The 14,658-nt window shown below is 32.0% G+C and carries 15 protein-coding genes and 1 pseudogene; 9 read left to right on the forward strand and 7 right to left on the reverse strand.

What is annotated here, in order from left to right; genetic code table 11:
- Positions 1-404: 404 nt before the first annotated feature.
- The 6 genes and pseudogenes from QZV12_RS02940 to QZV12_RS02960 all read right to left on the reverse strand — a co-directional run bounded on the left by QZV12_RS02940 (position 405) and on the right by QZV12_RS02960 (position 5,656).
- The gene (locus QZV12_RS02940; protein ID WP_295616945.1) at positions 405-1,022 is read right to left on the reverse strand and encodes a hypothetical protein; all 618 of its coding nucleotides are present in this window, start codon (positions 1,020-1,022) and stop codon (positions 405-407) included.
- A 58-nt stretch (positions 1,023-1,080) separates the two neighbouring features.
- A complete protein-coding gene (locus tag QZV12_RS02945; protein WP_295616948.1) occupies positions 1,081-1,275 on the reverse strand; it encodes a hypothetical protein in 195 nt (64 codons plus the stop codon).
- Positions 1,276-1,320 (reverse strand): annotated as a pseudogene (locus QZV12_RS13650) (hypothetical protein); the annotation flags it as partial. It lies immediately after the preceding gene.
- 76 nt (positions 1,321-1,396) lie between these two features.
- Positions 1,397-3,562, reverse strand: a complete 2,166-nt coding sequence (locus QZV12_RS02950; RefSeq protein ID WP_295616951.1) for a hypothetical protein — start codon at positions 3,560-3,562, stop codon at positions 1,397-1,399.
- Positions 3,559-4,002 (reverse strand): hypothetical protein, encoded by a 444-nt coding sequence (locus tag QZV12_RS02955; protein WP_295616954.1) that lies wholly within the window; start codon positions 4,000-4,002, stop codon positions 3,559-3,561. The genes QZV12_RS02950 and QZV12_RS02955 overlap by 4 nt, the downstream gene beginning before the upstream one ends.
- A complete protein-coding gene (locus QZV12_RS02960; protein ID WP_295616958.1) occupies positions 3,983-5,656 on the reverse strand; it encodes a right-handed parallel beta-helix repeat-containing protein in 1,674 nt (557 codons plus the stop codon). Before QZV12_RS02960 ends, QZV12_RS02955 begins: the two co-directional genes overlap by 20 nt.
- A 736-nt stretch (positions 5,657-6,392) precedes the next feature.
- Between QZV12_RS02960 and QZV12_RS02965 the strand changes: the two genes are divergently transcribed.
- The 9 genes from QZV12_RS02965 (at position 6,393) to QZV12_RS03005 (ending at position 13,308) form a co-directional block, all read left to right on the forward strand.
- On the forward strand, positions 6,393-7,028 hold the full coding sequence (locus tag QZV12_RS02965) for an Ig-like domain-containing protein (protein ID WP_295616961.1): 636 nt from the start codon (positions 6,393-6,395) through the stop codon (positions 7,026-7,028).
- 399 nt (positions 7,029-7,427) lie between these two features.
- A complete protein-coding gene (locus QZV12_RS02970; protein ID WP_295616964.1) occupies positions 7,428-8,240 on the forward strand; it encodes a peptidoglycan-binding protein in 813 nt (270 codons plus the stop codon).
- Between the two features lie 235 nt (positions 8,241-8,475).
- Positions 8,476-8,757: a hypothetical protein gene (locus QZV12_RS02975; protein ID WP_295616967.1), complete on the forward strand. Its 282-nt coding sequence runs from the start codon at positions 8,476-8,478 to the stop codon at positions 8,755-8,757.
- A complete protein-coding gene (locus tag QZV12_RS02980) occupies positions 8,741-9,634 on the forward strand; it encodes a hypothetical protein (RefSeq protein ID WP_295616970.1) in 894 nt (297 codons plus the stop codon). Before QZV12_RS02975 ends, QZV12_RS02980 begins: the two co-directional genes overlap by 17 nt.
- Positions 9,635-10,040: 406 nt before the next feature.
- On the forward strand, positions 10,041-10,292 hold the full coding sequence (locus QZV12_RS02985; RefSeq protein ID WP_295616973.1) for a hypothetical protein: 252 nt from the start codon (positions 10,041-10,043) through the stop codon (positions 10,290-10,292).
- Positions 10,280-10,432: a hypothetical protein gene (locus QZV12_RS02990; RefSeq protein ID WP_295616976.1), complete on the forward strand. Its 153-nt coding sequence runs from the start codon at positions 10,280-10,282 to the stop codon at positions 10,430-10,432. Before QZV12_RS02985 ends, QZV12_RS02990 begins: the two co-directional genes overlap by 13 nt.
- Positions 10,433-10,922: 490 nt before the next feature.
- Positions 10,923-12,056, forward strand: coding sequence for a thiamine-phosphate kinase (gene thiL / locus QZV12_RS02995; protein ID WP_295616979.1), 1,134 nt, complete (start codon positions 10,923-10,925; stop codon positions 12,054-12,056).
- 79 nt (positions 12,057-12,135) lie between these two features.
- On the forward strand, positions 12,136-12,486 hold the full coding sequence (locus QZV12_RS03000; RefSeq protein WP_295616982.1) for a hypothetical protein: 351 nt from the start codon (positions 12,136-12,138) through the stop codon (positions 12,484-12,486).
- 243 nt (positions 12,487-12,729) lie between these two features.
- Positions 12,730-13,308 (forward strand): hypothetical protein, encoded by a 579-nt coding sequence (locus QZV12_RS03005; RefSeq protein ID WP_295616985.1) that lies wholly within the window; start codon positions 12,730-12,732, stop codon positions 13,306-13,308.
- Positions 13,309-13,478: 170 nt separating this feature from the next.
- Here QZV12_RS03005 and QZV12_RS03010 read toward each other — a convergent pair whose 3' ends face one another.
- Complete coding sequence (locus QZV12_RS03010) at positions 13,479-14,618, reverse strand: acyltransferase (RefSeq protein WP_295616988.1); 1,140 nt, start codon at positions 14,616-14,618, stop codon at positions 13,479-13,481.
- Positions 14,619-14,658 lie beyond the last annotated feature (40 nt).

Raw genomic sequence — 14,658 nt, forward strand, 5'->3', positions numbered from 1 at the left:
AAGATTTTCGAGTGCAAGTACTTGCTTAAAATCGTTAAAAGGGCAAATAAGTGATAGAAATTTGTTTTTAATTTTCAAAAAATTGATCAATGTATAATCGTGGAAATAGTTCAAACAAAAGAGAAAATAATAAAAAAAACTGAAAAAGAAAAATGAAAATAAAGAAAAGAAATAATAAAAAAAAACTGAAAAAGAAAAATGAAAATAAAGAAAAGAAATAATAAAAAAAACTGAAAAAGAACAATGAAAATAAAGATAAAAAAATCAGAATAACAATAAAAGAAAAAAAGCAAATAATAGAAAAAGAGAAAAAAGAGTTAAAATTATCAATTAAACCCTTTTTTCATTATTTTTAGATTTATGTATTCCCTAATTAAAAAGGACAATCAGTAGCTTTTAAAGTTTTAGCTACCCTCTACATAAATTCCATCATCACCAGAAACTCTTCCAGTGTTATTTATAAAGGTACAGCCTATGTCAGATACAGGTGCAAAGATAAGGTAGAGGGCTCCTCCATAGTCTGCAGTGTTGCTGTTGAAAATGCAGCTATGTGGATTGCCCTTGAAGATTGCTCCACCATTATGTTTTGCATTGTTTCCAATGAAAGTACAATTATCGGTATTTCCTCCAGCCATAGCTCCTCCATTGTTTGCAAGGTTGTTTCTGAAAGTACAGTTGCTTGCATCACCATATCCTATTGCCCCTCCATCTAATTTTGCAGTGTTGTTATCGAAAGTACAATTTCTTGCAATTCCATGGTACATAGCGCCACCATTGGAGTTTGCAGTGTTGAAGCTGAAGGTAGAGTTGCTTGCATCTACACAAAATATTGCTCCACCATGTTCTGCTTCGTTAAAGTAAAATATAGATTGAGTAGCAAAACCACCGTTCATAGCACCACCATATGTTTTTGCAATGTTAGAGATAAAAGTGCAGTTGCTTGCATTAGCATAGTGCATTCCACCTCCAAAGTTTGCAGTATTGCCGTAGAAGGTAGAGTTGCATGCAGAACCACCATTCATTGCACCTCCAAGTTTGCAGAGTTAGATACAAAACTACAATTGCTTACAGAACCACCATTCATTGCACCTCCAAGTTTGCAGAGTTAGATACAAAACTACAATTGCTTGCAGAACCACCATTCATTGCTCCACCGATGTTTGCAGAGTTGCATGTAAAGTTACAGTTTGTTGCGACAACCCCACATATTGCACCACCATAATCCTTTGCTGTGTTGTCATTGAAAGTACAGTTGATAGCATTTCCATTCTTCATTGCACCACCTTCAGATTGTGCCTTGTTTCCATTGAAGAGACAATTATTGGCATTGGTACCAAATAAAGCTCCACCATATTTTGCATTGTTTCCTTCAAAGAAAAGTCTTTTTTAATGTATTTTAAGCACCTATCTTTGCTTCATTTTTAGAAATAGGCATATCAATGTCATCAATGTTGAAAGGACAATCACTGCTAAAGTCGACACGTGGAAGGACTTCAGTCAATATTTCTCCTACCAATTCTAAACCAAGTGAAATTGCACCTAATTTAACTGCTTCTTTTCCTACTGGTTTTGCTACAGCGGTTCCGAAATATTTTATTCCAATCCAATCTGCAGCATAACCGGTTACACCATCAAATATACCTGCAATAATAGACAGGATTATTATGTTACCAACATTGATGTTATGGTCAAACCAAACCTCTTCTACAACCTCTTCACTAGCTGCCAAAAGACCTCCGCCAATAAAACAAATAATTCCCGCTATAGCTTCCGGCACTCCTGCCAAACTACAGCCGATGGTTAATGCTACACATGCAACAACTTCAGCAGCTCTTAAGGACCATCTGGCAACTTCACTCGGTTCTTTAACGATCACCTTAATAGGCTTTAAAACAGATGTATCCTCATTATCCTGAATATATGAGTAGGTAATGATGTATTTGCTGTCCTTTCCAAATCTGAAAACACCTTCTCCATTTCTGCTGTGAGATTCTTGGATTAAGCAGTTGTCTAGAGCTATTTCACTAAAGTCATTATATATTGTTCCTCCATTATCCTCAGCAGAATTATCCTTAAAGAAAGATAGGCTTATGTTCATTACTCCATAGGTACTAAAGACAGCACCACCATCTTTAGCAGAATTATTGAAGATATTACAGTGTTGCAATCCAATCATTCCTTTTTCATTATAGAATGCTCCACCTTTATCTTCAGCGTTATTGCTGCTGAAATTTGAGTTGAAACAATATACTGTTCCTAATTCGTTATAGATTGCTCCTCCATAATGGCTTGCTTTATTGGATGTAAAGTTACAATAGTTAGCCATGAAGATTCCCTTCTTGTTATATACTGCAGCTCCATTTTTAGCTTTATTGCCGCTAAAGGAGCATCCGGTTACAAATGCATACCCATTTTCATTATTATATATTGCAGCGCCAAAATCACTGTATAAAGTATGGCTAATCAGATTATTGGAAAAGCTTGAGTTTATAATGGTTAAGGTACCGCAGTTTTTTATTGCTTGATTGAATCTTACAAAATTCATATCCTTAATGCAGCAGTAGCATCCATCGGATATCTCTAAAAACATGCTGTCAAAAGCCTTTTCTTCATTATCTTCTACCTTAATTGTAGCACCGTTTCCTTCAATGAATAGATTTTCCACATCCTTAAGATTTACACAATCATCATATTTGTAGATATTGTATGTATTAGGTGTAAAATTCAAAATCAAATATTTTACATGTCCTAATATAGGTATAATTTTGAAATAAGTGTTATAATCGGTCATGTCTCTAATGTTGAAGAATACAATATCATCTTCAGCATTCAAGACGATGCATGATGCTCCTGTAGATGAATGAATGTTATTCTCATCATTATTGGAAAATCCTGACTTTTCACATTTTTTGTCAGCTTTATTATCTTTAAATGAACATGTAATTATACTGGATTGGCTTCCTAAATCATTATAGATTGCACCACCGCTATTTGCACTATTTTTAATGAAGCTGCAATCTACACATTTCAAGATTCCTTTGTTGTTTATTGCCCCTCCGTTTCCACTAGGATTTACATTTTCCTCAAAGTTTACATTATTAAATTGGCATTTTCCTTGATTGACCACTGGGCAATTGAATTTCTTTATTGTAATATTGCTCATCCATATTGTAGCATTAGTATTTGCTTTTAAGAAATGGTGTTTGTTATTTGAGATTATTGTTGCGCCATTACCTCTAATAACAATATTCTCATTGAAGTCGGTTTTTATATATGCATCTGCATCATAATCAATGTTAAGTGTTAGGTTTTCCTTAAAGTCAATGAGAATCATATCATATGGAATCTTATTAGCTGAAATGTATTCAGTTACGTTTTTAAAGCTTTCCAAATCATAAACTGCAAATCTATATGCAGTTAAATTAGTATTATTGTTCATTGTTATCATATATCCATTATCTGACAGTTGAACAACTTTAGATTCGGTTGAGTCAACAATATCCTTTATTGTGAAATTGTCACCACTTTCATTTACCTCATCCTCATTTGTATCGGCTATCAAAAACACCTTGCCAACAACATTAACTGGTATGTCATGAGCCTATCTGCAATATTATGGTTATTGCTAAGGCCAATATGAGATATGGTCAGATTGCCTATGCACTGAATCGCTCCACCGATATTTTTGGCAGTATTGCCTTCGAAAAGGGTATTTTCCAGTTTTGAATTAGATTCAACATCTATTGCACCTCCAGCATTATCCTCTGCAGTATTGTTAATGAAGTAATTGCAGAAAATGGAATCGTTTCCTTTGGAAAGTGCATTTATGGATTTTGCATATATTGCTCCTCCGTAGTCTGCTGCAGTGTTCTTGTTGAATGTTGAGTTGACTAAAGTTACGGTTTCTTTGGAGCGTATTGCTCCTCCGTAGCATTGAGATGCTTTTGCTCCTTTTGCTTGGTTTGATTCGAATAGGCAGTTGTCAAGGTTTACGTCCGTCAACTATTGCATGATTGCCTCTAAAGCATGCATCATTTGCTGTTAGGCTTCCTTCAACATATAATGCTCCTCCATCATTGTCTTCTGCAGTATTGTCTATGAAGTAATTGCAGAAAATGGAATCGTTTCCTTTGGAAAGCACTTTTACGGTTTTTGCATATATTGCTCCTCCGTAGTCTGCTGCAGTGTTCTTGTTGAATGTTGAGTTGATTACTGTTACGGTTTCTTTGGAGCGTATTGCTCCTCCGTAGCATTGAGATGCTTTTGCTCCTTTTGCTTGGTTTGATTCGAATAGGCAGTTGTCAAGGTTTACGCCGTCAACTATTGCATGATTGCCTTTAAAGCATGCATCATTTGCTGTTAGGCTTCCTTCAACATATAATGCTCCTCCATCATTGTCATTAGCAGTATTGTTAATGAAGAAAGTGCTTATAGCGTTATTTCTCTTCCTTTCACAATTTATCATTACAGTTCTTGCAGAGATTGCTCCTGCATAATCTGCTGCATAATTGTTCATAAAAGTTGAATTGTCAACATAAACATTTGTTTCACTATATACTGCTCCACCATAGCACTGGCTGATTTTTGCACCTTTTGCATTATTGGATTTCAATGTTGAATTATAGATATGCACATCTCTTTTACAGTAGATTGCTCCTCCTTTAACATCTGCAGTATTAGACTCAAAGCTTGATCCTTCAATATTCACAACGCCTTCAGACCAGATTGCTCCACCGTCATCATCTGCTTCACAATTCTTGAAGGTACAGTTTATGATTGTAAGTGGCAGATTTACGGTATTGTAGATTGCTCCACCATAGTCATCTGCCCAATTGCTTAAGAAAGTACAGTTTATGAGAGTGTATTTGGCACATCCGGTAATATATATTGCACCACCCTTATCGGTATTATCGTTATGGCCATTGATTATGCGAAGGTTTTTCAAGATGATATTTCCCTTGTTTGAGTAGAATGCACTGCATCCTCCTTCACTTAAGCAATCTAAGGTGTGGCCATGTCCATCAATTGTCAAGCCCTTATTGAATTGGATTCTTGAACCGTAATGCCCTTTATAATCCCTGTATAAATGTAATGTAGGTCCTGTAGGGGCATTGTTTATCTCTACTTGAAGGTTATCGAAAGTACCTGGAGTACTGGATTCCTTACTTGGATCATAACTATCTATATATGCCTTAAGCAAAGTGGAATTTAAATCAATAGTACCAATCTTAGGGGGATGAATAACTATTTCTGTTTCGTTTGTTGTCCTTGGGCCTTGAATATTTAATTGAGTTCCATTTATTTCTTCAGCCATTGCAACAGTATCATTAAGCTGTGAACTTTGGTCGACCATATCAAGACTTGAGCTAGAGCTGTTTTCATCAGCACCAGCATTCAAGTCAACCTCATTTTTAGCTTTATAGTCAGATGCTTTGACATTGTCATTAATGTCAATTTTATGTTCTTCATTAGCTATAATGCCAGAATTATCATTTAGGCCTGAGTTAGGATTCTCATGAATAATGCCAACATTATATGAATCTAAATTTTCATTAGGAATCAATCCTGCATCAGAGCCATTATCCGCTGCAAATGCACAATTGATTCCCAATAAAAATATGAAAATCAATATAAAAAAAGTCATTTTAAGTTTCATAAGTTTTCACATCCGCAAATATTCTAGATTTTTATAGTTCTCCTTAAGCTTAAAAGTTCTTTAGGAACTAAAGCTCTTTACCATCCCCCAGGATTTTATTATAACTTTCAATAACCTAAATAATTATATATTTAGGTATACCAAAAGTATATAAGATATATAAACTATATCAGATATAAAGTTTTTTGTAAACAAGTATTTGCTTGCATTGAACATAAATAGCATATTTAAATGCAATTCAAATCATTATATAAGTTAAAATAAGATAGTTCTATTTATTTATCATATTTAATTGATTATACTACATTATAAGCATTTTTCAAATTCTAGTTTAAATCATTATTTTTTTCAAGTATTTTTTTCTTATTTGATTGAAATCTTTAATTTTTTCAAGCATTTTTTCAGATTATTGTTTAAATCATTAATTTTTTCAAGTATTTTTTCAAATTATAGTTAAATCTTTAATTTTTTCAAGTATTTTTTCTAATTTGATTCAAATCTTTAATTTTTTCAAGTATTTTTTCAAATTCTCCTTCAAACCATAATTTCTTCAAACTTTTTAAATTTGTTTTTCTTCTTGTTTTCTTCCTTAATTCATCTTAAATGCTTTATTTTATTAACAAAAAATAATTTTTTATTTATATTTGATTTAAATGCAAGTAAGTACTTGCATACAAAAATAATTATATATTATGCCTTTCATAAATTCTTTTTATAATAATTCGAGTTGATTATTATGAAAAACTTAAGTATAAAATTAGCTTGTATATTTATTATTGTTATGTACTGTTTAGCACCTTTAAGTGCTTTAGATTTAAATCAGAGTGATAATAATACTAAATATTCAAACCAAGATGACAATACTAGCAAAATTGAAGTAAAGAATGAAAGCATCCCTGTTGATGATTCTCAAAGAGAGATTGTGGATGATAACAGCAGTGATGTAAAAGTGAAAGACGATAAAAAGCTTGCATCTGATGATGATAAAGCTAATGGAAAATTCATTGATCCAGATTTACATATAAGCATTGCAGACATTGATGTAGGTGAAAGGCCAGTTGTTGAAATTTTTGCCGATGATAAATTCTGTGGCTATGTTTATCTTACCACTCCTGATTCATGTAGTTTTAAAGAGGTTTATGTTAAAAATGGACATGCTACAGTTACATTAAATGAAAAATACAACCCTGGAACATACACTGTAGTAGCTACATTTTATGGTAATTTAAAATATAAGTCAAGTGTAGCAAAAACATCCTTTACCGTAAGGAAAATTGATCCTTGCTTAAGCATATCTGTTGATGATATCAATAAAGGTGAAAGTGCAATTGTAAATGTCAATGCAAATGAGAAATTATACGGTAAAGTTTAGGTTCAATTAAACACTTTAGGTTCTGTTTACACCGTTAACCTTGTAAAAGGTCATGGTAGTGTTGCTATCGATGATTTAGCAGTAGGAAACTACACAGCTACTGCAAGCTTTGATGGAAATAAATATTTCAGGAATGATGAAAGTTCTGCAGACTTTAAGGTAAAGGCAAATGCTGATCCTTGCTTAAGCATAAAAGTAGATGACATTTATGTTGGTCAACAAGCAGTTGCTGTAGTTGATGCTAATGAAAGCTTTAATGGTGATGTAAACGTTCAATTTAACACTTTAGGTTCTTCTTACACCGTTAATCTTGTAAATGGTCATGGTAGTGTTGCTATCGATGATTTAGCTGCAGGAAACTACACAGCTACTGTAAGCTTTGAAGGTGATGACACCTATATGGCAGACGAAGCTTCCACTGACTTTGCGGTTAAGGAAAAATTAAATCCTAACTTAAAAGTTTCAGCAAGTAATATTGTTTATGGTGGAAAAGCTACTGTAACTGTAAGCGCTGATGCTAAATTCAGTGGTACTGTTGCTGTTTCTGTCGGAACCAAAAACTTTAATGTTAAGGTCACCAATGGAAAAGGTACAGCTACTGTAAGCGGTCTTGCTGTTGGTACATACACTATAAAAGCTAGCTCTGCTGCAAGTGAAACCTACAATGCCAGCACTGCTTCAAGTACTTTCAAAGTCAATAAGGCAAATGCTAAAATTATTGCAAAAGCAAAAACCTTTAATTATGGCGTAAAAACCAAAATATACTCAGTAAGCTTGAAAAGCAGTCAAGGCGCTGCATTGAAAAACCAAAAGATTACCATGAAATTAAATGGTAAAACATACAGCGCTAAAACCAATGCAAAAGGTGTTGCTTCTTTCATAATCACTAACTTAAATAAAGTAGGAACCAAAACTGCAGTTATCAGCTATGCTGGAGATAAAAACTACAACAAGGTTAGTGCTAAAGCAAAAATTACCGTTAAGTTTGTCACCATGAAATTAGGCTGTAAGGACAAGACTTTGGTTAAAAAATTGCAAAGAGCATTGAAGAAAAACCATTTCTACATTAAATACAACAGACGCAATTTAATTGTAGATGGTATTTATCGTTTTTTCACAAAATGGGCAGTTAAAAAATATCAGCTTGCTAAAGGCTTAAGAGCTACTGGTAATGTTGATTTAAAAACTGCATTAAGACTAAAAATTATTTAAGTGAAGAGTTTTAATTAAACTCTTTTTTTCTTTTTTTTTAATTAGTCTGTATCTTTTTCTAATCCAGTTTATTCTAAAATATTGGTTTATTATTTATAGGAAATCTTGTTTTGATTGATTTTTTCTAAAATCTTAGTTTTTTTTATTTTAAGCAATTACCTTATTTTATTTAATATTTTTTTCTAAAAATATCTATTTTGTTAAAAAAAAGTTTATTTTTTCTATACAATTGGCTATGCAAGTAAGTACTTGCATGCAAGCATGCTTATATATGATGCATTTCAAAAATTTAGATGTAATTGAAGTTGATTTTATGAAACGTTTGAATTTATTGTTAATCAGTGTTATAATTATTTTCATTTATTGTTTAGCACCTGCATGTGCTGCAGAGTTAAACCTTGGAAATGATCATTCTATAGATGGGAGTTCTATAGACGATGCTATACCTATAGATGGGAGTTCTATAGATGATGCTATACCTATTGATGGGAGTTCTATAGATGATGCTACCTATTGATGATGGTTCTAAAGGGGACATTCCTACTCCAGATGAGTCTAAAGGTGATGTTTCTGATTCTGATGTTTCTGATAATGATAATTCTATAGATGATGTTCCTATTGATGAAGATGATGACCTTCCTGTAATTGATGGTAATGCATTTGACGGTGACAGTGACATGGATGATCCTAATTATGTCCCTGATATACCTATAGAAGGGGATTCCCATGATTATATTATTCCTATTCATAATGAAGATTCTTATGATGCAAAGGAAAATAGTGTTGTTATCATTGACAATACTGACAAGAATTCCTATAATAATGGCGATAAAGATCAAGAAGTTTCAATAGATTCAAGTATTGATGCGGATATTACTTCTAATGTTCAGGAAAATATTGATTGCATTGGCGATGATTCTACCCTAATCGATGATATCCAATTAAATCTATCATTGGATGTTTATGGAGTTCAAGAGGAAGAGGATTATGATGCTACAAGCCCATTGGATCATGTTAAAAACTATAACAAAAGGGGATATCAACTTTTGACCATTAGAAATAATACAGACATAGAATACTTTAACGATGAATTATTCAAATCAAACAACTCAATTTATGAAATAAGAAAAACTATAGATTTAAAGAACCTTAATTTAAGTTATAAGGTTCCGGATAAAAATGATCGGCCATCATTGCAGATCCGGACATTTGAACCTCAAAATAACTTATTAAGCGTTTATTTAAACAATACTCTTTTTATAGACCTTGAAGATATTAGGGAAGCTAATGCAAATGAATCTTTCACTGAAGGTCTTTCTGCTATGGAAAACCCTGTTCCTACTTTTTTCAGTGAAAAAACAATTCTTTTTGAAATAGCTCATGTTTTTACATAAAATGCTTTTTGAAAAAAGAGTGGAAAATTTATTTTCGTTTTGAAAATGATTTTTCATTGATTTTTCAAGTAATTTTTACTTGACAATTTTAGCTTTTCAAGCGTATTTCCTTTGCTTGATGATTTTAGCTTTTAAAAATTGATTTTTATTCAAGTATTAATTATTTGGGAATTTTAGCTTTTCAAGTTAATTTCTTGCTTGACAATTTTAGCATTTTAAAATGAATAAGTTCAAGTATTTCTTTTACTTGATTATATCATTTGAACACTGAATTTATCAGGTTTTTTAACTTGATTAGTTAGCATATAAACGTAAAAGCATTAATTAATTCAAGTATATTCTTTTATTTGATTAATTAGCATTTTATAATTAAAAACATTAATTAAGAATATTTCGAGGTGATTTTATGATAGATCATTTAATCAAAATTGTTGCAGTATTTTTCACTGTAATCTTTTGCTTATCTTTTTTAGCATCAGTTGACATGCATCAGGAAAATATTTTGCACAGTCAGAAAAAGGCCGTTGAATTTGTTGATAATGGCCTTAGCACCATATCTAGGAATTTAGATCTAGTTGGCTTAAAATGTGCTGAATTTTTGAAATGTTGCTTTAGGCTTTACCCAAAAACGATGGGGAGGAGATTATGGATCTTTTAACTTCCCAAAAATTTATTGTATTGTTCCTGGCTTTATTACTTATATTTCAGTTTTCAATCGATATTTATATAAGTGAGATTTGCCCTAAGGACACTATCCAAAGTAAGAATACAACAAACATCATTGGCATTCACCCATAGGTAGTCGTAATGGCATTTATGGAGTAAATAGCAGTGATCATCCAAATGTTCCTATTGGTCAAATGGTCTGTACAGATTTACGAAATTCAGTTCATAAGCTGATGGCAGTAAGGCATTTTTAATCTAGTTGCTGCTCGTAAATAATAGATTTGATATAAAAACTTTATAATTGCCCCTTTTTAAGGGGCTTCTTTTTTATTTTTTAATCCATTGATTTTTATCAATACTTTTCCATTAATAATGCTTTTCGTATTGTAAATTTTAATTATGAATATTGTAAGGCTTTTGTATATTTTTAATCAATATTTTTTTATATCTATTTTCCAATTAGCTATTTTTCTATTAAGAATATTATTTTTACTAAATTGATTTGCAAGTTTTTATTTTTCTATTAAGAATATTATTTTTACTAAATTGATTTGCAAGTTTTTAATCAGTTATTTTTTTTATTAAGAATATTATTTATACTAAATAAAACAAATAATTTCATATGAAATCAAGCCAAATGAAAGTCTCTGACCTTGGTGAGAAAGGCATTATAGAAAGAATAATAGAAAGGTCTAAACTCTGCTCACAATCCAATATGGACTTAAGCAATTTTGCCACATCAATAGGAGACGATTCTGCACTAACAAACATCACTATGGATGAAAACAGCTATTTAGTCTCATCAACAGATATGCTTATCGAACACAGCCATTTTCCATATGGCATGACTTATTTTCAGATGGGATATAAGGCCGTAGTAGTTAATGTAAGCGATTTAGCCAGCATGGGTGCAGACAATATTGGATTCTTGCTTAACATAGCCATTCCAAAGGACACATTATTGGATGACTTTGATGAATTGATCTGTGGAGTCATAAAGGCTTGTGATGAATATGACATTCCCCTTATAGGTGGAGATACAAACCAAGCTGGTGAAATAATAATTTCAGGAACAGCTATTGGACAAGTTGACAAAGACAAAGCTTTAATGAAATACGGATTCCAAACAGGAGATTTGGTTTGCATCAGTGAAGAGCTTGGTCTTGCAGCACTTGGATTTGAATTGCTGAACCTGAAAAAGCAGCTTACAAACAACCTATTTGAAAATGTTGATTTGGAAAAAAAGCTAAAGGCAGCTTATGAAATAGATTCAAGTCTTTGTGAAATGGCTATTTTCAAGGCATTAAAGCCAGAGGCAAGATATCTTGAAGGCCATATATTAAGGGACCATAATACAAAAGACAACAGACTTACTGCAACTGACATCACAGACGGTTTGGCAAGCGAGTTTTATGAAATAATCAATTCAGATAAAAAGTTCACATATTCTTCAAGTGAAAATTTGAATGACAATTATAAAAAGGGAATAAGAATCTATGAGGACAAGCTTCCAGTTGAAGAAGAATACAAAGAGATAGCAGATGCCTTAGGGCTTGATTACCTTGATTTGTTTCTCCATGTAGGAGAGGATTTTGAGTTCCTATTCACCATAAACAAGGAATTGAAGAATCAATTGTCAGATGATATGAACTTTTACATCATCGGTGAAATCATTGAAAAAAATACACTTGAAATAGTACTCTCCAATGGTGATATAAAAAATATAAGTTCAGAGGGTTATCAACATCTTAAATAGATTTGATAAAGTTTTTTTACAATAAATGAAATAATGTTAGTCATTTAGAATTATTATACTGTTAAAATAGGTGTTTTTAATGTTGCATGAATCAAAGTTCTATGATAAATTATATGAAGATGAAGATCTTGATATGAATGATAATTCAACATCAAAAAGGATGGTTCAATGCTATTTATGTGGAAAGAACTGTAAAATAGTTAACAATAGCTATGGATTCTGCAATACTCAAAAAAACATCGATGGTAAGTTATATTCCTGTAACTATCATAGAATTGCATCATATCACACAGATCCTATTGAGAAAAAGCCTCTTTATCACTTTTTGCCAGGCTCATCAACATACTCGATTGGTGGTTTTGGATGTAATTTTTCATGTTTGAACTGTCAGAACTATATGTTGTCAATGAATTCTTATAATAAATATTGAGAAAAAGCCTCTTTATCACTTTTTGCCAGGCTCATCAACATACTCGATTGGTGGTTTTGGATGTAATTTTTCATGTTTGAACTGTCAGAATATATGTTGTCAATGAATTCTTATAATAAATTTAACTCAACTAAAATACTGCCAGAAACCATTGTTAAAAATGCTATTAATGATAATTGCCTATCGATTTCTTGAACCTATAATGAACCTACCTTATACTTTGACTTCGCACGAGAAACTTCTTTGATTGCACATGAGAAAAATCTTAAGAATGTTTATGTCAGCAATGGTTTTATGACTAACGAATCATTAAGGGAAACATTAAGGTTTATTGATGCATTCAACATTGACTTGAAATTTTTCGATGATGAATTGTATAGGAAAATATGTGGAGGCAGATTGGATATTGTACTTTATAACCTAAAGACAATTTATGAAAGCAATTCCCATTTGGAAATAACTACCCTTTTGATAAATGACTTAAATACTGATGAAGGCCACATTAGAAATATTTGCAGATTTGTTTTAGATGAATTAGGTCCTGAAGTTCCTATTCACTTTTCAAGGTTTTTCCCAATGTATAAGATGGAGGATAAAAGTCCAACCAATATTGATTATCTCTTAAGAGCTAAGGAAATAGCTATTGATATGGGAATTGAATATGTTTATTTGGGAAACACGCCTGCAGACAATAACAGCTATTGCCCTAATTGCGGTGAGCTTCTAATAGCAAGGGAAAGATACTGCAATAGGGATAAAAATAGAATAAAGGATGGCCATTGTGCTAATTGTGGCCGTAAGTTGAATTTTGTTTTAGAATAAGGTTAGCTATTGTGCTAATTGTGGCCGTAAGTTGAATTTTGTTTTAGAATAATGATTTTCATCGATAGAATTATTCTAAATATTCTTTTAGAAAAAAAATAATTGATAGTTAATAACTATCATTTTTTACTTTTTTTGATTAACAATTTTTTTGGGGATATGGAAAATCTTTAAGCTCCAGAGACCTTTTCTACATATGGTATTTTGCTCATGATCCAAATTATTCCCCAGCTTGTAAAGATAACCAATACTATCAATAATGAAGACCATTTGATTGGATTATGATTTGCTATGTCTATTGAGTGGAATATGATATCCTTATAGAACATGTATACCAATGGATGGATGAAGTAAATTCCAAAGCTGCATCTGCTTAGGGAATTGATCAGTTCCCCTAATTTTCCATTTCTTATTTTCATGAATAGGGAATTCTCATTTTCATTATATGATTCCTCAAAGTATCTGAATGATAGGAATATGCTTGAAGACATCAATAATGTTAGAATGCCAAAATAATTTACTGATACAAACTTGTTTGCCTCAGCGCATAATCCTGTTGCATATACAAGGAAGTAAATGTATAGTACTGCAAACAGTGCAGTTGAAATAATGAACAGTGCCTTATTGGATAGCTTTAGCTTATTGGAAAAGTCTGTTTTTGCCAAATAGTATCCTAATATTCCATATCCTGCAAAGGATATGTAGTAAGGTATGAAGTTCTTGTAAGGGCTTAATTTTATTAGGTCAAATGGAAGGGCTACTAAACAGTATATTGTAAATACTATTACTAGTATGTCTATTATTCTTTTCCTTTGATTCTCATTGAAATGATACAATACCTTATTCAGTATAAATAAGATTACATATACTACCAAAATCATCCAAATAAACCAAAAGAGACGTCCTTTTTGGAATCCTGGAGTAAATCCTATCATTGACTTGAAGAGGTATCCTATAGAGAAATCGCTGATCATGTTTGTCTTGATTCCCAATGTGACCAATAGGAATGAGACAAGAACAAAGACAATTGCCCAAAATATGTAATGGATAAAGATCCTATTGAATTTTTTCCTTATGAAATTTGATAGGGAATAGTCCTTATTGATTAGCAGTGCACCGCTTATCATTACGAATAAGGGGATAGAAAATTGCCTAAGTGAATTGAAAAAGAATAGATACATCCAATCCAGATTATGAATGGAAATGTCATTTGCTTTTGTTATGAATATTGTAATCATATGACAGGCTAAAATTCCAAATATTGCCAAGGCTCTCAAAGCATCGTAGTAAAAAACTCTTTTGTTTGCCATATAATCAACTGTATCTAATCTTTAATTTTTCAATCATTCT

Origin of the sequence: uncultured Methanobrevibacter sp. (assembly GCF_902769175.1) — an archaeon.
Lineage (GTDB): Archaea > Methanobacteriota > Methanobacteria > Methanobacteriales > Methanobacteriaceae > Methanobrevibacter.